The sequence below is a fragment of the Leisingera sp. genome, from assembly GCF_982940295.1.
The window spans coordinates 101,608-124,337 of the sequence record NZ_CEYXRG010000013.1 but is presented as its reverse complement, the minus strand read 5'-3'; the positions used below and the strand labels follow the sequence as shown (position 1 = coordinate 124,337).

Here is a 22,730-nt window from a genome sequence, read left to right as displayed (position 1 = left end):
GTTTACTCCGGGTGCTGAGGCCGCCATCTGCGGCTGGCCCGGGGAATGAAAGATAGGGAAGCCGTCATGCTGGACAACGCAATTGCGTCCATTCGAAACCTGCGTGTTGAGTTTCAGACCAAGGATGGCCCGGTGGTCGGGGTGGAGAATGTCTCCTTTGATGTAAGCCCGGGCGAAACCGTGTGCATCGTCGGCGAATCCGGCTCCGGCAAATCGGTCTCCTCGCTGTCGCTGATGCGCCTGGTGGAATTCGGCGGCGGCGAAATCGCGGGCGGCGAGCTGCTGTTCAACCGCCGCGAGGGCGGCGAGACCAACCTCGCCACCTCCGAGCAGGAGATGATGAAGCAGATTCGCGGCAATGAGATCGGCATGATCTTCCAGGAGCCGATGACGGCGCTGAACCCGGTGTTCACCGTTGGCCGCCAGCTGACCGAAGGTCTGCGCATCCACAAGAACATGTCCCAGTCCCAGGCTGAGGAGCGCGCGCTGGAGCTGCTGCGCCAGGTCCGCATCCCCGAGCCGGAGCGCCGCCTGAAACAGTACCCCCATGAACTGTCGGGCGGCATGCGCCAGCGGGTGGTGATCGCGATGGCAATGGCCTGCGAACCGCGGCTCTTGATCGCTGACGAACCCACAACCGCGCTGGACGTCACCATCCAGGCGGAGATCCTGGCGCTGATGGACCGCTTGAAGCGCGAGACCGGCACTGCGGTGATGTTTATCACCCACGACATGGCGGTGGTCGCCCAGATGGCCGACCGCGTCGTGGTCATGTTCCGCGGCAACAAGGTTGAGGAAGGCCCGGTCGAGGAGATCTTCGAGAACCCCAAGCACGACTATACCAAGGCATTGCTGGCGGCAGTTCCGAAGCTGGGTGAGATGCGCGGCAAGCAGTACCCCGAGCCGATGAAGCTGATGGGTGTCGAGGACCAGAAGATCGAGCCGATCAAGGGCACCGACGAGGTGCTGCTGGACGTGCAGAACCTGACCACCCGCTTCCCGGTCAAGGGCGGGCTCCTGCGCCGCACCATCTCCAACGTGCACGCCGTCGAAGACGTTTCCTTCAAGGTCTTCAAGGGCCAGACCCTGTCGCTGGTGGGCGAATCCGGCTGCGGCAAGTCCTCGGCCGGCCGCTCGATCCTGCGGCTGGTCGAGCCGCAGTCAGGCAAGGTGAATTTTGAGGGACGCGACGTTCTTAAGTTCAGCTCGTCCGAAATGCACAAGGCGCGCCAGGACATGCAGATGATCTTCCAGGATCCTTTTGCCTCCCTGAACCCGCAGATGCAGCTGATGGACCAGGTGGCAGAACCGCTCCGCAACTACGGCCTGGCCTCCGGATCCGAACTGCACGACCGCGTCGCCAGCCTGTTTGACCGGGTCCACCTGCCGCGCAGCTTCATGCGCCGCTACCCGCACGAAATGTCCGGCGGCCAGCGCCAGCGGATCGCCATTGCCCGCGCGCTCGCCCTGAACCCCAAGCTGATTGTCGCGGACGAGGCCGTCTCGGCGCTCGACGTGTCGGTGCAGGCGCAAGTCCTGAACCTGATGATGGAGCTGCAGGCGGAACTGGGCCTGTCGTTCCTGTTCATCAGCCACGACATGGCGGTGGTGGAGCGTGTCAGCCATCAGGTCGGCGTTATGTACCTGGGGCGTATCGTCGAAATCGGCCCGCGAGACCGCGTGTTCGAGAACCCGCTGCATGCCTATACCCAGGCGCTGATGAAGGCGGTTCCGATCGCTGACCCGCGCCAGCGGAAGTCGGAGAAGGAACTGAACTTCAAACCGATCCCGTCGCCGATCCACGAGGTGGGCTATGAGCCGGAACCGTCGGAATACCTGGAGCTGGAGCCCGGCCATTTCGTGCTGACCACTGACAGCGGATACTGATACATGGCTGCCAAGCTGACACCGCTGGAGATCATGCAAATGCTGGTCTCCTTCCCGACGGTGAGCCGGGACACCAATCTACCGCTGGTGGACTGGGTGCAGGAATATCTGGCCTTACACGGCATCGAAAGCCACCGCTGGGTGGACCCGGAGCAGCCGCACAAAGCCGCTGTCTTTGCCCACGCGGGACCGATGGAGGAGGAGGCTGTTGTGCTCTCCGGCCATACCGACGTGGTGCCGGTGGACGGCCAGCCTTGGGACACCGATCCCTTCACGGTGGTGGAGAAGGACGGCAAATACTTCGGCCGCGGCACCTGCGACATGAAGGGCTTTGATGCGCTCGCCATCTGGGCGCTGGTCGAGGCGCATGAGCAAGGTGTCAAACGCCCGTTGCAGCTGGCGCTGAGTTTTGACGAGGAGATCGGCTGCACCGGCGCGCCGCCGATGATCGAGGCGATGCAGCCCGTGCTGCCCAAGGGCTCGGCGGTGATCGTCGGGGAGCCTTCTATGATGAAGGCGGTGACCGGCCACAAGGGCGGCACCGGCTATGCCACCCATCTGGTCGGGTTCGAGGTGCACTCGTCGCTCATGCACACCGGCGTCAGCGCCATCATGCAGGGCGCAAAGCTGATCGACTGGGCCAACCAGCAGAACGCAGCGAACATGGCCAAGGAGCCGGGCGAGGTGCAGGCAATGTTCACTCCGCCCTGGACCACCTGCCACGTCGGCATGATCGAGGGCGGCACCGCCCACAACATCACCGCCAAGGACTGCCGCTTCATGATGGATTTCCGGGTGGTGCCGGGTGAGAACGCCGCCGATTGGGAAGCCGCCTATCTGCAGAAGGTGCGCGAGGTCGAGGCGGAGATGCAGGCGATCCACCCGGACGCCCGGATTGATGTGGCCAAGCACTTCGACGTCCCCGGCCTGGTCCCGGAACAGGACGGCGAAGCCGAAGCGCTGGTGCGCGCCCTGACCGGCGACAACGGCTCCCATGTGGTAAGCTACGGCACCGAGGCGGGTCAGTTTCAGCAGGCCGGCTACTCCGCGGTGATCTGCGGCCCCGGCGACATCGCTCAGGCGCATCAGCCAAACGAGTATATCACCGTGGCGCAGTTCAATGCGGGCCACGCGTTCATGCGCGCGCTGGTCGGGAAGCTGCGGGCCTAGGCTGCGGCACCTTGAAACCGGGCGCATGATGCGCAGATTGATGCCAAGGGGTGTACAGGAGGTGCATGGGGGTGCACGCATGTCCCCCCCGTTCCGACGGCTTCCGCCGCGTTCTGAAGGACCGGATACTTGCGAAGCTAAGTTTTTTCGCGGACAGTCTGCCGCAACGTGACCTGTAACAGTAAAGGGGAGGGGAAAATGCCGGCCAAGAACCGCTTTGCCGAGATGCACCAGGAGATCACGGCCTGGCGCCATCACCTGCACGAGAACCCCGAACTGATGTACGAGGTGCACCAGACCGCCGCCTTTGTGGTGGAACGGCTCAAGGAGTTCGGCATCACCGATATCACCACCGGCGTCGGCCAGACCGGCGTCGTGGCGGTGATCGAAGGCAAGACCAACACCTCCGGCCGCGCCATCGGTCTGCGCGCCGACATGGACGCCCTGCCGATCCCCGAAGCCTCGGGTGTGGACTATGCCTCCAAGACGCCTGGCGTGATGCACGCCTGCGGCCATGACGGTCACACCTCGATCCTGCTGGGCGCCGCTAAATACCTTGCAGAGACACGGAATTTCGACGGCAAGGCCGTTCTGATCTTCCAGCCGGCCGAGGAAGGCGGCGCGGGCGGCAAGGCGATGTGCGACGATGGCCTGATGGACCGCTGGGGTATTCAGGAGGTCTATGGCCTGCACAACATGCCGGGCCTGCCGGTCGGCGAATTCGCCATCCGCCCGGGCCCGCTGATGGCCTCCTCGGATGAATTCACCATCACCGTGACCGGCAAGGGCGGCCACGCCGCCGCCCCGCATGAGGCGATCGATACGACGCTGGCGGCTTCACAGATCGTGGTCTCGCTGCACTCGATCGTTTCACGCAACGTGGATCCGGTGAAGCGGGTGGTGCTGACTGTCGGGACCTTCGAGACCGACAGCACGGCGTCGAACGTGATCGCCCATACCGCCAAGCTGCAGGGCACCGTCCGCACGCTGGACCCGGAATACCGGGCCCAAGCCGAGGACTGGGTGCGCCGGGTTGCCGAAAGCACCGCAGCCGCCTTTGGTGCCACGGCCGAGGTCGAATGGGATCCCGGCTATCCTGTTACAATCAATGATGAAAACGGCACCGCCCACGCGGTGGAGGCGGCGCAGGCGGTCTCCGCCAAGGTCAATTCCGAAACCCCGCCGATCATGCCGTCCGAGGATTTCGCCTATATGCTGGAGGAGCGCCCCGGCGCCTATATCTTCCTTGGCAACGGCGACACCGAAATGTGCCACCACCCGGCCTATGTGTTTGACGATGAAGCGATTCCGTTGGGATGCAGCTGGTTTGCGGAGCTGGTGGAACGAAGAATGCCCGCGGCCTGAGGCTGCGGGGAAAAGACAACCAAAGGAGTGAGAAATGCCGGTCAAGAACCGCTTTGCCGAACTGCAGGATGAAATCACCGCCTGGCGCCGTGACATCCACGAAAACCCGGAAATCCTGTTCGAAACCCACCGCACCAGCGCGCTGGTGGCGGAGAAGCTGCAGGAGTTCGGCTGCGACGAGGTGGTGACCGGCATCGGCCGCACTGGCGTTGTTGGCGTGATCAAGGGCAAGGCGGACACCTCCGGCAAGGTGATCGGCCTGCGCGCCGACATGGACGCGCTGCCGATCCATGAGCAGACCGGGCTGGAGTATGCATCCAAGACCCCCGGCGCGATGCACGCCTGCGGCCATGACGGCCACACCGCGATGCTGCTGGGCGCGGCCAAGTACCTGTCGGAGACCCGCAATTTCGACGGCACCGTGGTGGTGATCTTCCAGCCCGCCGAGGAAGGCGGCGGCGGTGCCAAGGTGATGTGCGACGACGGCCTGATGGACCGCTGGGGCGTGCAGGAGGTTTATGGCCTGCACAACTGGCCGGGTCAGCCGCTGGGTTCCTTTGCCATCCGCCCGGGATCGTTCTTTGCTGCAACCGACCAGTTCGACATCACCTTTGAGGGCCGCGGCGGCCATGCTGCCAAGCCGCATGAGACCATCGACACAACCGTTCTGGCGGCCCAGGCGGTGCTGGCGCTGCAAACCATCGCCTCGCGCAATGCCGACCCGGTGCATCAGATCGTGGTCTCCGTCACCTCCTTCGAGACATCCTCGAAGGCGTTCAACGTGATCCCGCAGAAAGTGCAGATCAAGGGCACCGTGCGTACCATGTCCAAGGAGATGCGCGACCTGGCCGAGAAGCGGATCAACGAGGTCTGCACCGGGATCGCGGCGACTTTTGGCGGCACTGCCGATGTCACCTATCACCGCGGTTATCCGGTGATGGTGAACCATGAGGAGCAGACCGAATTTGCCGCCAAGGTGGCGGCCAGCGTCTCCGGCTCTTGCGAGGACGCGCCGCTGGTGATGGGTGGAGAGGATTTCGCCTTCATGCTGGAAGAGCGCCCCGGCGCCTATATCCTGATGGGCAACGGCGACACCGCGATGGTCCATCACCCGGAATATAACTTCAACGACGACGCCATTCCCGCGGGCTGCAGCTGGTGGGCGGAAATCGTCGAGCAGCGGATGCCTGCGGCCTGACCGGGGCAAGGGGAGGGGGCGGTATGCCCCCTTCCTGACCCTTCGGCTGAATTCACCGCTTAGGAATATCTCTGCGGCACTGCTGCTTGTGGCTGCTTCAAGAGGGTGGCGGAGGCTGGTTCCCGGAGGGCCGTTCCAGGAACTGCTGTCGGGCAGCCTTCCTTGGGGAATGCCCGGCACGCGTTCGCGAAGTATCCTGCCGCCAGCCACGCATGTCAGCCGCCCGAACGCTGTTTTCCTCACGGCAGGGAAAGACACCCTCCGCAAAAGCCGGAGAAGTCCACCCACGAAGCTCTGCCTGCGCGAGACTGTTGTGCGCCCGGGTTAATCTATGTCATTTGCCCGCTGCAGCTCCCGCACATACCGGGTGATGCCCTTGACGTCGCCATCAGTCAGCCCGTGCTGGGGCGGCATGTGGCCGAAACCCCAGTGATGGGCTTGCACGCCGTTGCGGACGGCCAGCAAAAAGGCGGCGTCGCCGTGGTGCGAGGGCTCATAGATCTTGTGGACCAGTGGCGGCCCCATGCCGTTGCGGCCTGCAGCGTTGTCCCCGTGGCACTCGGCACAGGCGGCGTCGAAGGCACGCTTGCCGATTGTCGCGGCCTCGCTCAAGTCTGGCGGAAGCTGGACCGCGGCGAGGGGGGCGCCGGGCTCCAGAACGGAGCGTTGCCCGGTTGCATCGTTTATGCCGCTACTACTGTAGATGACGTAGGCTGACGCCGCTGCCACGGCAGCGGCAGCCAGTATGGCTAGGTTTTTGTTCATGAAGGGCTCTTTCTTTCATTGGTGAATGAGTTGCGGCCGAGGGCGGGGTTGCGTTCATATCGACGACGGCATGCCGCAAGCGCCGGTTCAGTCACCCGGCCGGAGCGGGATGCGAAGGCGCGGATCTCTTGATAGCGGATCCGCACGTCCTCGCTTTGCTGGTAGAAGCGGAACAGATCCTTCAGAGGAGAGGAGAACTCCTTGTGCGCTGACAGCATCGCCACCAGCGCGCCCAGCGAGACCCGTTCATGCAGCACGAAATAGCCGCCCAAGGAATAGAAAAGGAACGGGGTGAGGGCGGTCAGGAAGTTGTTGATCGCCTTGGCCAGAAACTTAAGCCGGTGGATTTGCAGGCGCAGGTCCTGCAGCTGCCGGAAACTGCGCGCAACCGGCAGCGCGCCCCGCCCCGAAGCCCGCATGTCCCGGCCCAGGTTCTCACCTAGCAGGCGCATCTCGCGGATCCGTTTGCGGGACACCGCATTCACCCGCCGCTGCAGCCGCGGCACGATGATCAGCTGCAGGGGCAGCACCGTCAGGGCTGCGGCGGCCAGGATGGGGTCCTGCACGAACATGAACAGAAGGATTGTCGCCAGCGTCCCGCCCTGCAGCAACGGGACGGTCAGCAGTTCCGAGGCAAAGCCGCCGACTGGTTCAACCTCGGGGCCAAGAACCGGCATGATGGCCGGCTGGCGCTCCGCAGGATGATCCCGCCGCCACTGGCGGTAGACGGCCAGCCGCAGCCGGCGCACGAAACTTTCGGCAACCCGGCCCTTGCGGATGTTCAGCCAGTATTTGTTGAGACCGTTGAGCGTAATGGCCGCCAGATAGGCGCCGCAGAGCAGAAACAGCAGCGTGACCTGCGAAACCTCGAAGCCCAGGACCGGAACCGCGGCGTCTCCGCCTTCGAAGACCCGGTTCACGATCTGCTTGGGCAGTTCCAGGGTCAGATAAAGGATCGGCATCGCGGTCAGGCTGAGCAGAACCAGGACCATCTGCCGCCGCCCTGTCACGCGCAGGATGTGACGCGGAAGACCTGCCCAAATGCCACCGTCCACTCCATTGGCAGCGGGATCAGCTGCCGCCGCCGCTTGTAAGCGCCTGCGCAGCAGCCATGCCGCCTTGGCTGCCAATGTTGAAGCCAGCAGAACAGGGGCAATGACCAGCACCAGGTGCATCATCGGGTGCAGCCAGGATGGTGCGGTGTGGTCATAGCTGTACCCCAGCGCCGCCGCCGCGTCATGCGCAAGTGTGTGGAATTCAGGCATCGGAGGTCTCAGGTCTGCATAGTGGGAGGCGGGATGGCCCGCCCCCCGTCTGGTTTCATTGCAGCGCCGTCACGGTCAGCTTGCCCTTGATCCGCTCGGCCACGAATTCGATGGTGTCGCCGGCCTTCAGCCGGTCCAGCATCGAGTCATCGGCGACCCGGAACACCATGGTCATTGCAGGCATGTCCAGATCCACCAGCTCTTCGTGCTTGATCGTTACCTTGCCGGACTTGGCATCGACCTTCTCGACAGTGCCGGCGGTGAAGGTGCCGCCGCCTTCGAGCACCGCAACCGGGCCATGCATGCCGGATTCGTAGTGGCCCGGGATCAGGCAGGCGAACTCAAAGGTGCCGGGGTTGGAGAAAGTCCAGACGACTTCGCCTGTTGCGCCCGGATCCAGGCGCACCGAGTTCGGGTCGTCATGCTCCATCTCCATCTTGGCCATCATCGCCTTGTGGTGAACATTGCGCTCTGCCGTATCCAGCACGAACTCATGCTCCAGCTCGCCGGCGTTGGTGATCACGAATTTGACCGTCTCGCCCTTGGCAAAGGAAAAGCTGGAAGGCTCGAACAGCATCTCGCCGTCATCGGTTTCCTTCATGGTGACGGCGACTTCCCGGTCCGCATGGGCGGCCTCGCCGGGCTTGCCGACTTCCATCTCGCCGTGGTGGCCGCCGCCGTGGGTGCCGGCGGCAAAGACCGGAGCGGCGGAAAGCGCGCCAATAAGGGCTGCGGATAGGATCTTGTTCATGTCTGTCTCCTCGTCAGGTTTGGTTTGGTTGGGTGCCAGGGGCCGGTCAGCCCTTGGCAGTTGGTTTCGGGGTAATGCGGGTTTGCGCGTCTTCTGCGCGGGCAAAGTCCGGCAGTTCGCCGGTCCACTCATAGGCCTGGGTGCCGGGCGGGTTCTCGTACCAGCCGGGGTCGCTGTAGTCGTTTGCATCGATGCCTTCGCGCACCTTCACGACCGAGAACATGCCGCCCATCTCCAGCGGCCCGTACGGGCCCCAGCCAGCCATCATCGGCACGGTATTGTCGGGCAGCGGCATCGACATCTCGCCCATGTCGGCCATGCCGGCGGTGCCCATCGGCATGTATTCGGGCTGCAGATTGCGGATCTGGCCCGTCAGCTTGCGCTTGTCGGTGCCGATGAAGGTCGGGACGTCATGGCCCATCGCGTTCATCGTGTGGTGCGACTTGTGGCAGTGGATCGCCCAGTCGCCCGGATGCACCGCGTCGAACTCATAGGCGCGCATGGCGCCGACGGGAATGTCGATCGACACCTCCGGCCAGCGTGCGCTTTCGGGCACCCAGCCGCCATCAGTGCAGGTGACTTCGAAATCATAACCATGCATGTGGATCGGGTGGTTGGTCATGGTCAGGTTGCCGGTCCTGACCCGTACCCGGTCGCCCTGGTTCACAACCAGCGGGTCGATGTCCGGGAAGATCCGGCTATTCCAGCACCACAGGTTGAAGTCCGTCATCTCCATCACCCGCGGCACATAGGAGCCTGGGTCGATGTCGAAGGCGTTGAGCATGATCAGGAAGTCCCGGTCCACCCGCATGAAATCCGGGTCCTTGGGATGCACGATGAACATGCCCATCATCCCCATCGCCATCTGCACCATCTCATCCGCGTGCGGGTGGTACATGAAGGTGCCGGATTTGATCAGGTCGAATTCGTAAACGTAGGTCTTGCCCGGCGGGATGCCCGAGTGGCTGAGGCCGCCGACCCCGTCCATGCCCGAAGGCAGGATCATCCCGTGCCAATGCACCGAGGTATGTTCCGGCAGCTTGTTGGTGACAAAGATGCGGACCCGGTCGCCCTCCACCGCCTCGATCGTTGGGCCGGTGGACTGGCCGTTGTAGCCCCACAGGTGGGCGATCATGCCGTCGGCCAGCTCCCGCTCGACCGGTTCGGCGACCAGGTGGAACTCCTTCACTCCGTTGTTCATCCGGAACGGCAGGGTCCAGCCGTTCAGGGTGACCACCGGGTTGTAGTCCGGCCCGGTGGAGGGGGACAGCGGCGGCTGGGTCGCCGCGCTGTCCATGCTGGCGGCCTCGGGCAGGCCCATGTTGGCGGTCTTGGCCCAGGCCTGGCTGGACACCAGTGCAGCACCTGCGGCGCCGGCCCCAAGCATTTGACGTCTGTTCATCATGATATTTGATCCTTTCAATGGCCTGCGCCGCCGCCAGCAGCGATTTCCGCGCTGCCGCCCTGCGGGGCTGAGCCGGAACCGCCGCCGTAAATCGCGACGCTGACATTTGCCTGAGCCAGCCAGAAGTCGCGCTTGGCGTTGGCCGCTTCCAGCGAGCCCGCCAGTTTCTCGCGCACGTCGGTCAGCAGTTCGAAGGTGCTGGTGATCATGCCATTATAGCTCAGCAGCCCTTCCTCCTCGATTGTCCGTCGCAGCGGCACCAGCACGTCGCGGTAGTGGCGGGCGATTTCATATGAGGAGTAGTAGGCCAGCTCTGCGCTGCGGGCTTCGGAGCGGACATTCACCGCCCGTTCCGCCAGCGCGTTGGCGGCCTGCATGTAAGACAGCTCTGCCTTGCGCGTCCGCGCTTTGCCGGTGTCGAACACAGGGATGGCGAATTCCAGCTCAAGCTGCGGCAGGGTCTCGGTTTCCGTTTCCCCGTCCTCCTGCTCACGCTCGGACTCGACCCCGGCTATCAGCTCCAGATCGGTGACAAGCCGGGTCCGGTCGGTCAGGCCAAAGGCCCGGGCCTGCGCTTCCAGCCCCAGCTTGGCCACCTGCAGGTCCACCCGGTTCTGCAGCGCCGCCTTTTCAATGGACGGCACTTTACTCAGCGACTTGGGCAGGGGCGGCAGCGCGTCGGGCACATAGTAATTGGCGTCGCTGCCCCACAGGCCCATCAGCCGTGTCAGCTCTTCTTTCGCAAGCTGCGCCTCCAGCCGGGCGCGGGCGACCTGGCCTGCAAGCTCCGCATTGAACGCAAACTCCCGCGCTTGGCCCGCCTTGTTCAGCGCGCCGGTCCTGCCCAGCTGGCTGGCCAGCTCGGCCCCCGCCGCAGCCGTCCCGCTAGCCTGGCGCAGGTAGCTCAGCCGCTCAAACGCCGCCACGGCATTGATCCAGGCCAGCCGGGTCTGCCCGGCCAGCGCCAGCGTATCGTTCACCGCGTTCAGCTGCGCCTGCTGGAACTGCGTCTCAGCCACGGCAATGCGCTGTTTGCGGGTCTTCACGTCCAGCAGGTTCACGGCGACAGTGGATTCCAGCGCCCGGTACAGGCCCAGTTCCGGCGCCCCGATACCCATCAGGCCGATCGAGACCACCGGGTTTTCCGGCGTCATCTGCTGCCAGGCCTCTGCCGCCGACAGGCCGACCGCGGCGTAAGATGCTTGTAATCCCTTGTTGTTCAGAAGCGCCGCCTGCACCGCGGTGTCGGCAGAGATCGTCTTGCCATGCACCATCTGCCGGACTTCCTTGGCCAGCGCTGCGTTCTGGGCTTGTGTCTGGGCAAAGGCCGTGCGTTTGCCTATCGCGGCCGAGGTCTGGCTGGCGACCTCCTGAAACCCGGCCTGCGGGCTGGTGTATTTTTCCGGCACCGCAGCCGAACAGGCGGCCAGCACCAGGGGCGACGCCAAGAGGACGCGCCAGGTTTTCGCTGTCATCAGTGGGTCTCCTGCTGCTTGTTAACACCGCGCCAGGACGCTGGGCCGCTGGGCGTGTGGTTTTCAAATCCCCGGAAGGGAGACTGGTAATTCAGGGTCCGGTAGGGGCCGGAAGGCGCCGCAGCATGCTGCAGGGCGGCGGTATCGGGCAGCGCCGCTGGCGATTTGGCGCACGCCCCCAGCAGCAGGGCGCCCGCCCCGGCCAGAAAGAGAGACTTCATGTGTTTTTTCCTGAGAAATATCTGAACGGCTCCTGCCTACGGATGCAGGAGTGAGTAACGGGCCGTTAAAAACGGTTCAGATGTCTCAGGCTCTTGGAGGACGCAGCAGAGCGATCTGCTCCTGTGACGGCAGCTGCGAATTCACTTGCTTCCAGCGCACAGGCTGCGTCAGGGAGATTTCTTCTGTGTGCAAGGAAAGAACCGCAACCGCCATGCAAGCGCCTGAGCAGCAATTGCCGGTGTCGGCATTCTGGGGGGCGTCATGGCCAGTGTGCGCGCCGGTCCAGGAAACATGATGCGATGCGGCTGGCATGGCTGCACCGGCATGGCTTTCCCCGGAAGGCGAAACTGCGGCACTGCCATGATGGCCTGCAATCGGATGCGCGGCGGAGGGCAGCGCAAATCCCAGCGCAAGGATCACTGCACATGCAGCAGCCATCCTGATCAGCCGGAGGATATGTGCCAGAAACGCCATGCGGGTATTTCTCATGACAAGTCTGGCCCGCGTCAAGACGGCAATGATGCATTCAGCGCACAAATTTGTGTGCTGGGAAGGTGTTTTTCCGCCGAATACCCGTGAAATCGCAGAGCACTGAAACGCTCAGCAAACCCTCCTGCGCAGGAGGCTTGCAGGCGGGCGTCAGGGGAGATTCGGAGGCTGACCAGATAAGCAGAGCGGGCAAACTGGCAGCCGCTGGAAGGCTTGCTTTAGTGAACTTGCACGTCCGGGAAACTGAGCTGCTCCCCAATCGCCGGGTGGCTTCCCTCGCCAATGAAACTACACTTTGCCTTTGCTGACCGGTCCGGACTGATATTGCGCTGCGGTCGGGCTGCTTGGAGCCCAATCCGGCATCTGCTGCGCAGCGCACGGGCGGCCGCTCCGGGCCGAAGACTGTTCCTAGACCCGTTGCCATTCTTCACAAGCGGGCTCAGCAATCTGCCCGCGGCAGCGACCGCAGCTATGGCGGCGGCATCACGGGTCATCAGCGATGCCAGCCATGGAAGCGCCAGGGCGATCATCCCGTCGCCAAGATTGGTCATGGCTCCGGCCGTGGAAAGCAGACGGTAATTCCTGTTGCGGAGAAGGAGCGGCGCAGCCCTATGCAATTTTCCTAAAGAATTTCAGGCAGGTTGCGCCACGGCATATCCGCGGTCAACGCCTTAGACGGCTTAGCGCAGCACCGGAGCCGCTGACGGCCGCCCCCAGCGCTGCCAGCTTCGCCGCCCGTAGAATGTTTCCGTAAACCGCCACCAGTACGCAGTTCAATAATAAGCGCTTTTGCTGCCATAGCGTGACCGGTCCTAGCCCGATCACCAAGACTGGCGGCAGAATCCGGTGCTCCGGCAGAGCGCGCTGGATTGTCAGAACAAGAGACGCCGTGCCCCGGCCGCCGGCCTTGGCGGTCATGGCGCATGTGATAGTCAGAGGGGAGCCTCACGGGGGTGCCGCTAAAGTGCCGCTGAAGCTTCGTATTCCGGGCACGCCCGGAACTGCTCCGGCTGACCTGTCAGGAATGAATGCCCTCATGCCGCCGCGTCTTGCGCGGCCTCTGGAACCGGTATCGGGGCAGGCTTGTGGACGGCAACTCCGGCTGCGACGAGAGCAACGCCCAGAACGGCCAGGGCGCTTGGGACCTGCTGCAAGACAATAATTCCGATGACCGTCGCCGTTGCAGGCATTAAGGCCAGGAGAACGGCAAAGCTGGAGCGCGGCAGGCGCGACATGGCAAGCTGGTCGCAGACATAGGGGATGACTGAGGAGCAGATGCCCACACCGATGCCGGCAAGCACCAGAATGGGAGCGTCAAACGCTTCCAGGGCTTGCGAGAAACCGATTGGCGTTACGACGGCGAAGGCCACCGTCATTGCTGCACCGAGGCTTTCCACCCCGCCGGATGCGCCGTTTTGCGCTACCTTGTGCCCGAGGATGATGTACAGGACGAAAAGCAGGCCGTTCAGCACCGCCCAGAACAGCCCCCAAAGATCTGCCGTGAGCGCAGCGCGGTCTGCTGCGAACAGGGATGGCACGTCGAGCAGGAGCGCGACGCCAATGACCGCTACCAGAAAAGCCGCATAATTACGCCGGGTGCGCAGCCCCCACAGCGCGACTCCGATGGTGCCGGCAAACTCGATCGCCGCCACAAGGGAAATCGGTAACCGGTCGAGCGCGAGATAGAATGAACAGTTCATAACCGCAAGGCATGCGCCGAGCGAAAAGAGAAGCATGCGCTCGCCGCTGGTGGACGTCTTGAGCGTCCTACAGGGCTTGGTAACTGGCGCGAAAACCAGAGCAGATGATGCGATGCGGAACCACGCCACGCCCAGCACGCCAACGGCCGGAAACAGCAGCACCGCGAACGCAGGTCCGAGGTAATGGAACACGGCGGCAACGCCGAACCACGCATGAGGGGGAACGGCTGCGGACATGCGGGACATGGCTCCGATGGTGCCGGCGGGGGCGGGTTCTTGATCTGTCATAAGAGCATGATGCAAGGTGTTTGCGATCCAGGATATGGAGGTCGGATATGTCTTCTGCAAAGTCTGATGCCGGAATGAAGGAGCAAGCGGGAAATGACCTTCGATCCAAAGGAACTGGTCTTGACGCCGTGGACGCCGCGATTCTGCGCGAACTGTGCGCGGACGCTCGCACCCCGCGCGCGGAACTGTCGCGCCGCGTCGGTTTGTCCGCGCCGAGTGTGGCGGATCGTGTCCGCCGACTTGAAGATGCGGGGATCATCACGGGATATGGCGCGCGGATCGACCCGGCGCGTCTTGGCTATGGCCTGACCATCCTGATCCGGGCGCGCCCGCTGCCCGGCGAAATGGGAAACATGATCGAAGCGATCCGGGCGACACCGCAGATTTTAGCCTGTGACCGCGTGTCCGGCGAAGACTGCTTTGTTGCCCGGGCGCATGTACGTGATGTGGCTGAAATGGAAGCCGTCATTGACAGGCTCGTGCCCTTCGGCGCAACGAATTCCGCCATTGTGCAGTCCTCACCAATCAAGGAGCGCATGGTCGAGCTGTAAGGCTCCGCAAGCCGCAAAAAGGGACATGCACTAGCGGCAGTTTAAGCTGGTGGCTGGGCCCTTGGCCCCGGCAAAATCACTGCGCTGGATTGAAAGGCCAGATGTCCCGCAGCCACGCGCCGCGAGATTTCCGGCCGTGCAGCAGGTATGCGTGCAGCGCGCGCAGAATGGTTCGCGTACTCCCCCGTGAGATCCCGACACAGGCTTTGCTGCGCGCTGCATTGCCGGCCCCTGTATCGAATACCCACGGGCACCGGGATCTTGGCCAAACCCGCACGGCAGGCGTTTTCAGCAAGACGAAGAGGCGGGAGCTAGTGCTCCAGCAGCTCACGGTAGATGGTGACGAGCGTTTCCGCCTCTTTCTCCAGCGCGAAATTGGTTACGGCGTGTTTACGGGCGGCCTCTGACCACTTAGCCAGCCGGCCTTCGGCGGAGAGCACCTCATGGATGGCCTCGACCATCTGCGTCGTCTCGCCCGGGTCGATCAATAGTCCGGTCTCGCGCGGTGCTATAAGTTCTTCGAAGGCGCCGACACGGGTGGCCACGGCCGGCACGCCGCAGGACATGGCTTCGAGCGGGGTGAGGCCAAAGCCCTCCCAGCGCTGCGGCGCCACGTAAAGATCCAGCGCCTGGTACCAGCGGGAAACCTCCCAGACAGGGACCTCGGGCGGGAACAGCAGCCGTTCCGACAGGCCTGCAGCCTCGACCTTGGCGCGCAGCTCTCTTTCGAATGCCACATGTTTTTCGGTGGCGCGGCCCATTACCAGCCCCACAGCCTCGGGGTGTGATTTCAGAACTTGCAGCATGGCGTCGACAAAAACATCGGTGCCCTTCTGCGCCCTGATGCGGCCATAGCAGCCGATCAGGACGGCGTCCTCCGGCAGGCCCAGCTCGCGGCGCAGCGCGGGTTTGTCGGCGGGCGGGGCGAATTCCTCCGTGTTGATCCCGTGATGCACCACCTGCACCGGCTTCTCCAGATAGGCCGCGCCCTTGGCCGAGGTGGCGATCACCCGGTCCATCTGGGAGATCAGCCACTTGGTATAGTCCGAATGATGCCGCTGCGAAGCGGAGGTGAACAGGAGTTTCAGCCGCTTGCCCAAGAGGTATTTGAGCGCCAGCCCGCCCAGCATCTCAACGTTGCGCCGGGCGTGCCAGACGCGGGCGCCTGCAGGGCCGTTGCGGTTCATAAAAACAAGCTGTGCGGCCGACAGATGCGGCATCTCGCCGGGCAGACCGCTGCCTGCGGTGGCAATGGCGATATGCTGGCGCTGCAGCGGCACCAGCCGCACGATGGTCGAGGTCACGCCGGAGAGGCGGCGTTTGAAGTTCGGCGCGATGACTTCCACCTTATTGGCGTCAACCTGTGCCATCATGGCCTCCGTTCTGCGGGCAGAAGCGCCAGCAGGGCGTCCACCGTCTTGTCCAATTGATCCGATTGCTGGGAGATGAACTGCCCGGCGGCATCGCGTGCGGTCTGGAATACGTCCGGCTTATCCAGCCACCCGGTAACCTGGTCTGCCAATTCTGCAGCCGATCTCACCTCCGCTGCGGCGCCAAGGGCGGTCAGCTCGGCGTAGGTCTCGGCGAAATTGTAATGCCCGGTGCCGGTGATCACGGCGGCGCCTGCCTGCATCGGCTCAAACGGATTGTGGCCGCCGATTTCGCGCAATGACCCGCCCAGGAACACAAGCGGGCACAGCGCGTACCAGGTGCCGACCTCCCCCAGCGTGTCGGCCAGATAGACTTGAGTTTGGGTCCCCGGCAGAACGCCCTTGCTGCGCCGCGCGCAGCTGAGGCCAGCGGCTTTCACCAGAGCTTCCACCTTATCCCCGCGTTCCGGGTGGCGGGGGGCCAGCAGAAGGCACAGATCCGGCTGCTGTCTGAGCAGCGTCTGATGCGCTTCCAGTACAGCCTCCTCTTCGCCCTCATGGGTGGAGGAGGCGACCCAGACAGGGCGCGCGCCGATGCTGCCGCGCACCTTGGCGAGGGTGTCCTGATCGACTGGCAACGGAGCAGAGACAGCCTTGAGGTTGCTGCCGGGACGGATGCGGTCCGGGGCGGCGCCCATCGCTTGGAGGTTCGCAGCCGTCTTCTGGTTCTGGGTGACCAGCAGAGCAAATTGATCGAGGATGAACCGCGCGGTGTCCGCGCGCTTCTTCCAGCCTTCGACCGATTTGTCCGACAGCCGGGCGTTCAGCAGGACAAGCGGACAGCCCGTCTTGCGGGCGCGCACCAGCATCTGCGGCCACAGCTCGCTCTCGACAAACACTCCCAGATCCGGGCGCCAGTGGGCCAGGAAGCGGTCCACGGCGGCAGCAGTGTCCAAGGGCGGAAACTGGTGGCGGCAGCGCGGCGGCATCCGTTTGGCGATCAGCTCCGCCGAGGTGGGAGTGCCGGAGGTAATCAGGAATTCTGCATCCGGTGCAGTTTCTCCCATGCGCTTGATCAGGGTCAGCACCGACAGGCTTTCGCCGACAGAGGCCGCGTGAAACCACACCAGACGCCCGGCCGGGCGGGGCAGGGAGGCATGGCCGAGGCGTTCGCGCACGCGCTCTTCCGGCAGGCCGTAATCGCGCAGCTTGGCCGCGACCTTGCGCCAGGCAAAGGGGGCAATCACCGCGCTGGCGCCGCAATAAAGGGAATAGAGCAGCGTCGGCCGCGCAGGCGTGTTCCCGGGCATGGTCAGCCGCCGGTGTGGCTCATGTGGCGGGTCATCTTGCCGCCGACTTCCTGCCGCGAGTAGTCGAAATCATGGCCGCGCGGCTTGTCGCCGATGGCGGCACGGATGGCAGCCTCCAGCACGCCGGTGCCTTCCTCGTTGGCCCGCAGGGGCGCGCGCAGGTCGGCTTTGCCTTCCTGGCCGAGGCAGGTGTAGATCTCGCCGGTGCAGGTGACGCGCACCCGGTTGCAGCTTTCGCAGAAGTTATGGGACAGCGGTGTGATGAAGCCGATCTTCTGGCCGGTTTCCTCCAGCCGCACATAGCGGGCCGGGCCGCCGGTGCGTTCAGCGAGATCAGTTACTATGTAGTGGTTTTCGTATTCGGCACGCACGTCCTTCAGCGACCAGTACTGGCCGATGCGCTCCATATTGCCGATGTCTTCGCCCATCGGCATCACCTCGATCCAGGTGAGGTCCATGTCCCGTTCGGCGCACCAGCGGGTGATGGCGGGCAGTTCTTCCTCGTTGAAGCCTTTCAGGGCAACGCTGTTGATCTTGACACGCAGGCCCGCCTTTTGCGCCGCATCAATGCCCTTCAGCACCTGCGGCAGGCGGCCCCAACGGGTGACATCCGCGAATTTCTGTTCGTCCAGCGTGTCGAGCGAGATATTCACCCGGCGCACCCCGGCGGCATAGAGGTCATCGGCGTATTTCACCAGCTGCGAGCCGTTGGTGGTCAGCGTCAGCTCCTTCAGGGCGCCGGTTTCCAGATGGCGGCTCATCGCCTGGAAAAAGGTCATGATGCCGCGCCGCACCAGCGGCTCGCCGCCGGTGATCCTGAGCTTCTCAACGCCGAGGCGAATGAAGGTGGAGCAGAGCCGGTCCAGCTCCTCCAGCGTGAGCAGATCCTTCTTGGGCAAAAAGGTCATGTTTTCCGACATGCAGTAAACGCAGCGGAAATCGCAGCGGTCGGTGACCGAGACACGCAGGTAAGTGATTGCGCGGGCGAAGGGATCAATAAGCGGAGCCGTCATGCACTCTAGGTAAAGCGGGGCACCGCCCGCGGCAAGGGGGGACAGCTTTTGTGACTGGCAAAGAGTTTCGCGGATAGCTAGGGTTTGCCCATGCGTATGACAATTCTTTCCCTTACTTCGATTTCCTTGCTGGCGGCCTGCGACGGGATCCAGCTGAATTCTTCTATTCTGGACGGGCAAAGCGCGCCGCCGGCAGCGGCGCCTCAGGACCCGGTGCTGCAGCCCGCGCCCGGCATTGATGTGGCAGAGGCGGATCCTGCAGCGCCTGCGGGGTCCTCCGCACCGTCGTTCCGCGGCTCGGCGACCACTGTCGCGTCGCTTGGCGACCCCTCGGTTCCGGGGATGTGGATGGAAACCCCGCTGGTTGCGGCGGAGCAGCAGGCGCTGATCCGGACCAGCCGCAACACGCAGGCGGTGGTGACATTGAAACCGATCCCGGGCGCGGAATCGGGCGGCAGCCGCCTGTCGATCAGCGCCATGCGGGCCTTGGGCCTGCCGCTGACCGAGCTGGCCGAGGTTCAGGTGCTGCCCGCGGGCTGAGTCCTGTTCCGCTGACGGGGGAAGCGCCCGCCCTCTTGGGGCGGTGCCTTGGCCGCCTTAAACGTCTTTCAAGTACTTCGCCGCTTCCTTGCGGGCAAAGGCTTTCATCCCGGCGCCATGCGCATCCAGAAAGGCGCGGGTGCGCGCGGCGTCATGCTTGCTGAGGTCGCGCAGCCACCATCCGATGGCCTTTTGAATGAACCAGTCCCGGTCCGGCACGTAAGCGGCCGCCCAGCCCAGGACGCGTTCGCGCCGTTCCTGATCCGCTGGCTTCAGGTTGTTCATCTTGGCCCACGGCAGGGTAGACACCAGAGCGGCGCGGCGGGTCCACATATGCTCCGATTGCGACCAGCTCTCCAAGGCATCCAGCCGGGCTGGATCCGCCAGCAGCCGCTTTGAGATGGCGGAACAGGCGTGATCGGCAATCGCCCAGCTGTCGAACTCCGGCACCCAGGATTGCAGCAGTTCCCAGGCCGCTTGGTCATCCTTGATCCGGGCCTGGGTCAGCAGCTTGGCGGCGGCGATACGGGCCTCAAAGATGTCGGTTTCCCACATCGCCCGCGCCAGAGAGACACGTTCGGCGATGTCCAGGGTCTGCCGCCAGGCCTTGGTCAGGTCATTGGTTGCCGGGTTGGGTACCCCCAATACTTCGCGGGTCTGCTTATGGTAAGCGGCCATTTGCTCCGCCCGGCCGGGTTCAGCCTGGCCTTTGAGCTGCGCCAGCGCCTCCTGCAGTGTCACGCCGGTCACTCCACCGTCACCGATTTCGCCAAGTTGCGCGGCTGGTCCACATCGGTGCCTTTGGCGACCGCGGTGTGATAGGCCAACAACTGCGCTGGGATCGCATAGAGGATCGGGGACAGCGCCTCCTTGATGCGCGGCATCCGGATGGCGCACCAGACGTCATCGCCGGCCTCGTCAATGCCGTCCTGGTCGGAGATCATAAGCACCTTGCCCTTGCGCGCCAGCACCTCCTGCATGTTGGAGACGGATTTGTCGAACAGCGTGTCTTTTGGGGTCAGGACAACAACCGGCATGTTCTTGTCGATCAGCGCGATTGGGCCGTGTTTCAGCTCGCCGGAGGCATAAGCTTCGGCGTGGATATAGCTGATTTCCTTAAGCTTCAGTGCGCCTTCCAGCGCCAGCGGGTACATCAGGCCGCGGCCGAGGAACAGCACGTCGCGGGCTTCGCTGACCTTTTGCGCCGCCAGGCGGATCGCCTCATTCTGCTCAAGCGCCGAGGACAGCACGTTCGGCAGGCCGCGGACAGCGGTTGCATAATCCGCCATTTCCTCAGCGCTCAGATGGCCGCGGTCGCAGGCGGCCTTGAGCGCCAGCGCCAGCAGCACCGTCAGCTGGCAGGTGAAGGCCTTGGTGGAGGCGACACCGATCTCAGGGCCGGCATAAATCGGCAATGCCACATCGCTCTCCCGCGCGATGGAGCTTTCGGGGACATTCACGACCGACAGGATCTTGTCTGCCTTTTCCTGGCAGTAGCGCAGAGCGGCCAGGGTATCGGCGGTTTCGCCTGATTGGGAGACGAACAGGGCAAGTGTCTTGCCCGGGATCGGAGGTTCGCGGTAGCGGAATTCCGAGGCGATATCGACCTCGACCGGCATCCTGGCGATCTGCTCGAACCAGTATTTGGCGGTGACGCACGCGTAATAGGCCGTGCCGCACGCTACCATGGTCAGCCGTTCCACCTGCGAGAAATCCACCTCGCCAGGCAGGCGCACCGCATTTTCCTCGACCGGCAGATAGTGGCGGATTGCCTCGGCGATCACATGCGGCTGTTCGGCGATTTCCTTGGCCATAAAGTGCTTGTGGCCGGCCTTGTCGACCTGGGTGGCGTCGATCTGGATGGTTTTGGTTTCGCGGTTCACCAGATCGCCGTGCACGTTGCGGATTTCCGCACCCGCGCGGGTGACGACGGCGCGGTCGCCTTCTTCCAGATAAGTGATCCGGTCAGTGAGCGGTGCCAAGGCAATCGCATCGGAGCCTACGAACATCTCGCCGTCCCCATGGCCGATAGCCAGCGGAGAACCCTTGCGGGCGGCGATGATCAGGTCTTCCTCGCCGTCGAACAGGAAGGCCAGCGCAAAGGCGCCCTCCAGCTGGTCCAGCGTCTTGAAGGCCGCATCAACGGGGGTGTGCCCCTCTTTCAGATAGCGCTCTGTCATCAGCGCGACGGTCTCGGTGTCGGTCTCGGTGCGGAACTCCATGCCGCAGTTCAGCAGCTCTGCACGCAGCTCCTTGTAGTTCTCGATGATGCCGTTGTGCACCACCGCGACGGCACCAGCGCGGTGCGGGTGGGCGTTGCTGACGGACGGCGCGCCATGGGTGGCCCAGCGGGTGTGGCCGATACCGGATTTGCCGGCCAGCGGCTCATGCACCAGGAGGTCGGAGAGGTTCACCAGCTTGCCCACCGCGCGGCGGCGGCGCAGATCCCCGTTGTTCACGGTGGCGATGCCCGCGCTGTCATAGCCGCGGTATTCCAGCCGCTTGAGCGCTTCAACCAGGATCGGGGCGGCCTCGTGATTTCCCAGTACGCCGACAATTCCGCACATTACTTGGCTTCCTTCTGCAGGCGGGCCTTCTTGGCGCGCAGCATGTCCATCAGCTTGCGCGCGCGGCCGGGTTTGTTGGTTTGCTCAGCGCGGCCAATGGCCAGGTCGCCGTCTTCGACATTCTTTGTGACGATGGCACCAGTCGCCGTCATAGCCTCGGAGCCGACCCTGACCGGGGCCACCAGCATGGTGTTCGACCCGATAAAAGTGCGGGCGCCGATCTCGGTGCGGTGCTTCATCACCCCGTCATAGTTGCAGGTAATCGTCCCTGCGCCAATGTTCGTTGCCTCGCCGACAGAAGCGTCGCCGATATAGCTAAGGTGGTTTACCTTGGCGCCTTCGGCAATCCCGGCGTTCTTGATTTCGACGAAGTTGCCGATGTGTGTGTTCTCGGCCAGCTCCGCGCCGGGCCGCAGGCGGGCATAAGGCCCGACTTTGGCGCCGCGGCTGACGTGGCATCCCTCCAGGTGCGAGAAGGCGCGGATCAGCGCACCGCTCTCAACAGTCACGCCAGGGCCGAAAACCACGTTGGGCTCGATCACCGTGTCGCGGCCGATATGCGTGTCAAAGGCGAGATAGACGGTTTCCGGTGCCATCAGGGTGACGCCCAGGCCCAGCAGTTCCGCCCGGGCGCGGGCCTGGAACAGCGCGTCCGCTTGCGCCAGCTCGGCGCGGGAGTTGACCCCCAACGTTTCGGTCTCGTCACAAGAGACTGCGGTAACGTTTTTGTCGTCGCGCCGGGCCAGCTCCACCAGATCGGTCAGGTAGTATTCGCCAGAAGCGTTTTCATTGCCCACTTTGGCGATCAGATCGAACATCAGCTGCGCGTCGCAGGCCATCAGCCCGGAGTTGCAGAAGCTGATGGCGCGCTCAGCGGCGCTGGCATCCTTGAACTCGACGATCCGCTCCAGGCTGTCGCCCTCCATCACCAGACGGCCATAGCGGCCGGGGTCGGCGGCCTCGAACCCCAGGATCACCAGGTCCGCGCGCTGGCGGGCCTCGACCATGCGCTCCAGAGTGTCCGCGCTGACAAAGGGGGTGTCGCCGTACAGCACCACCACATCGCCCTCAAAACCCTCCAGCGCGGCGCGGGCCTGGTCGACCGCGTGCGCCGTGCCCAGCTGTTCTTCCTGCAGAACAACCTCGGCTTCTTCGTCGATGCCTGCCACCGCTTCGTGCACTGCCTCGGCCCCGTGGCCCGCCACGATGATGGTGCGCTCCGGCGCCAGCGCGCGGCCTGCGGCCATGGCGTGCTCCAGCATCGGCGCCTGTGCGATCGGGTGCAGAACTTTGGGGAGGTCAGAGTTCATCCGCGTGCCTTTTCCGGCCGCCAGGATGACAAGGGCAATGCTCATAATCGCTTTTCTCTTTGTCTTTTTAGCACTTCCGTTTTATCCGC

General features: G+C 63.9%; 20 protein-coding genes and 1 pseudogene. 7 read left to right on the top strand and 14 right to left on the bottom strand.

What is annotated here, in order from left to right:
• Positions 1-66: 66 nt before the first annotated feature.
• The 4 genes from AC4HIX_RS13445 to AC4HIX_RS13430 all read left to right on the top strand — a co-directional run bounded on the left by AC4HIX_RS13445 (position 67) and on the right by AC4HIX_RS13430 (position 5,620).
• A complete protein-coding gene (locus AC4HIX_RS13445; protein WP_490399302.1) occupies positions 67-1,887 on the top strand; it encodes an ABC transporter ATP-binding protein in 1,821 nt (606 codons plus the stop codon).
• 3 nt (positions 1,888-1,890) lie between these two features.
• Complete coding sequence (argE, locus tag AC4HIX_RS13440) at positions 1,891-3,057, top strand: acetylornithine deacetylase (protein WP_490399301.1); 1,167 nt, start codon at positions 1,891-1,893, stop codon at positions 3,055-3,057.
• Between the two features lie 198 nt (positions 3,058-3,255).
• Complete coding sequence (locus AC4HIX_RS13435; RefSeq protein WP_490399300.1) at positions 3,256-4,422, top strand: M20 aminoacylase family protein; 1,167 nt, start codon at positions 3,256-3,258, stop codon at positions 4,420-4,422.
• Between the two features lie 34 nt (positions 4,423-4,456).
• On the top strand, positions 4,457-5,620 hold the full coding sequence (locus AC4HIX_RS13430; RefSeq protein ID WP_490399299.1) for a M20 aminoacylase family protein: 1,164 nt from the start codon (positions 4,457-4,459) through the stop codon (positions 5,618-5,620).
• A gap of 324 nt (positions 5,621-5,944) precedes the next feature.
• Here AC4HIX_RS13430 and AC4HIX_RS13425 read toward each other — a convergent pair whose 3' ends face one another.
• From AC4HIX_RS13425 to AC4HIX_RS13400, 6 genes are read right to left on the bottom strand one after another with little or no spacing between them, the layout of a single operon-like run.
• Positions 5,945-6,385, bottom strand: coding sequence for a c-type cytochrome (locus tag AC4HIX_RS13425; protein ID WP_490399298.1), 441 nt, complete (start codon positions 6,383-6,385; stop codon positions 5,945-5,947).
• Positions 6,382-7,650 carry an ABC transporter ATP-binding protein gene (locus AC4HIX_RS13420; RefSeq protein ID WP_490399297.1) on the bottom strand — a complete coding sequence of 423 codons (1,269 nt, stop codon included), beginning with the start codon at positions 7,648-7,650 and terminating at the stop codon, positions 6,382-6,384. The genes AC4HIX_RS13425 and AC4HIX_RS13420 overlap by 4 nt, the downstream gene beginning before the upstream one ends.
• 55 nt (positions 7,651-7,705) lie before the next feature.
• Positions 7,706-8,401, bottom strand: coding sequence for a copper-binding protein (locus AC4HIX_RS13415; protein WP_490399296.1), 696 nt, complete (start codon positions 8,399-8,401; stop codon positions 7,706-7,708).
• Positions 8,402-8,447: 46 nt separating this feature from the next.
• Entirely contained in the window at positions 8,448-9,806 is a 1,359-nt protein-coding gene (locus AC4HIX_RS13410; protein ID WP_490399295.1) for a multicopper oxidase family protein, read from the bottom strand.
• Positions 9,807-9,820: 14 nt separating this feature from the next.
• Positions 9,821-11,281: a TolC family protein gene (locus AC4HIX_RS13405; RefSeq protein WP_490399294.1), complete on the bottom strand. Its 1,461-nt coding sequence runs from the start codon at positions 11,279-11,281 to the stop codon at positions 9,821-9,823.
• Positions 11,281-11,502 (bottom strand): hypothetical protein, encoded by a 222-nt coding sequence (locus AC4HIX_RS13400; RefSeq protein WP_490399293.1) that lies wholly within the window; start codon positions 11,500-11,502, stop codon positions 11,281-11,283. Before AC4HIX_RS13400 ends, AC4HIX_RS13405 begins: the two co-directional genes overlap by 1 nt.
• Positions 11,503-11,764: 262 nt before the next feature.
• On the opposite strand from AC4HIX_RS13400, the gene AC4HIX_RS13395 reads away from it, so the two are divergent.
• Positions 11,765-12,082 (top strand): hypothetical protein, encoded by a 318-nt coding sequence (locus tag AC4HIX_RS13395; RefSeq protein ID WP_490399292.1) that lies wholly within the window; start codon positions 11,765-11,767, stop codon positions 12,080-12,082.
• A gap of 353 nt (positions 12,083-12,435) precedes the next feature.
• Here AC4HIX_RS13395 and AC4HIX_RS13390 read toward each other — a convergent pair.
• Together AC4HIX_RS13390 and AC4HIX_RS13385 are read right to left on the bottom strand one after the other, a co-directional pair.
• Positions 12,436-12,609: pseudogene (locus AC4HIX_RS13390) on the bottom strand (MFS transporter); the annotation flags it as partial.
• A gap of 417 nt (positions 12,610-13,026) precedes the next feature.
• The gene (locus AC4HIX_RS13385) at positions 13,027-13,980 is read right to left on the bottom strand and encodes an EamA family transporter (RefSeq protein ID WP_490399291.1); all 954 of its coding nucleotides are present in this window, start codon (positions 13,978-13,980) and stop codon (positions 13,027-13,029) included.
• Positions 13,981-14,027: 47 nt separating this feature from the next.
• On the opposite strand from AC4HIX_RS13385, the gene AC4HIX_RS13380 reads away from it, so the two are divergent.
• The gene (locus AC4HIX_RS13380) at positions 14,028-14,531 is read left to right on the top strand and encodes an Lrp/AsnC family transcriptional regulator (protein WP_490399290.1); all 504 of its coding nucleotides are present in this window, start codon (positions 14,028-14,030) and stop codon (positions 14,529-14,531) included.
• Positions 14,532-14,842: 311 nt separating this feature from the next.
• Here the strand turns inward: AC4HIX_RS13380 and AC4HIX_RS13375 are convergent, their stop codons facing one another.
• From AC4HIX_RS13375 to moaA, 3 genes are read right to left on the bottom strand one after another with little or no spacing between them, the layout of a single operon-like run.
• Positions 14,843-15,901 carry a glycosyltransferase family 4 protein gene (locus tag AC4HIX_RS13375; RefSeq protein ID WP_475052975.1) on the bottom strand — a complete coding sequence of 353 codons (1,059 nt, stop codon included), beginning with the start codon at positions 15,899-15,901 and terminating at the stop codon, positions 14,843-14,845.
• Positions 15,901-17,211: a 3-deoxy-D-manno-octulosonic acid transferase gene (locus AC4HIX_RS13370; protein WP_490399289.1), complete on the bottom strand. Its 1,311-nt coding sequence runs from the start codon at positions 17,209-17,211 to the stop codon at positions 15,901-15,903. Before AC4HIX_RS13370 ends, AC4HIX_RS13375 begins: the two co-directional genes overlap by 1 nt.
• A 2-nt stretch (positions 17,212-17,213) precedes the next feature.
• Positions 17,214-18,224 (bottom strand): GTP 3',8-cyclase MoaA, encoded by a 1,011-nt coding sequence (gene moaA, locus AC4HIX_RS13365; protein WP_490399288.1) that lies wholly within the window; start codon positions 18,222-18,224, stop codon positions 17,214-17,216.
• A gap of 90 nt (positions 18,225-18,314) precedes the next feature.
• Here moaA and AC4HIX_RS13360 point away from each other — a divergent pair, with 90 nt between their 5' ends.
• Entirely contained in the window at positions 18,315-18,764 is a 450-nt protein-coding gene (locus AC4HIX_RS13360; RefSeq protein WP_490399287.1) for a hypothetical protein, read from the top strand.
• A gap of 57 nt (positions 18,765-18,821) precedes the next feature.
• Here the strand turns inward: AC4HIX_RS13360 and AC4HIX_RS13355 are convergent, their stop codons facing one another.
• Genes AC4HIX_RS13355 through glmU form a run of 3 tightly spaced genes read right to left on the bottom strand, consistent with a single transcriptional unit; the run spans position 18,822 to position 22,686 of the window.
• Positions 18,822-19,505: a DNA alkylation repair protein gene (locus AC4HIX_RS13355; RefSeq protein ID WP_490399286.1), complete on the bottom strand. Its 684-nt coding sequence runs from the start codon at positions 19,503-19,505 to the stop codon at positions 18,822-18,824.
• A gap of 5 nt (positions 19,506-19,510) precedes the next feature.
• Complete coding sequence (glmS, locus tag AC4HIX_RS13350; RefSeq protein ID WP_490399285.1) at positions 19,511-21,331, bottom strand: glutamine--fructose-6-phosphate transaminase (isomerizing); 1,821 nt, start codon at positions 21,329-21,331, stop codon at positions 19,511-19,513.
• Positions 21,331-22,686, bottom strand: coding sequence for a bifunctional UDP-N-acetylglucosamine diphosphorylase/glucosamine-1-phosphate N-acetyltransferase GlmU (glmU, locus tag AC4HIX_RS13345; protein ID WP_490399284.1), 1,356 nt, complete (start codon positions 22,684-22,686; stop codon positions 21,331-21,333). The genes glmS and glmU overlap by 1 nt, the downstream gene beginning before the upstream one ends.
• Between the last annotated feature and the right edge of the window lie 44 nt (positions 22,687-22,730).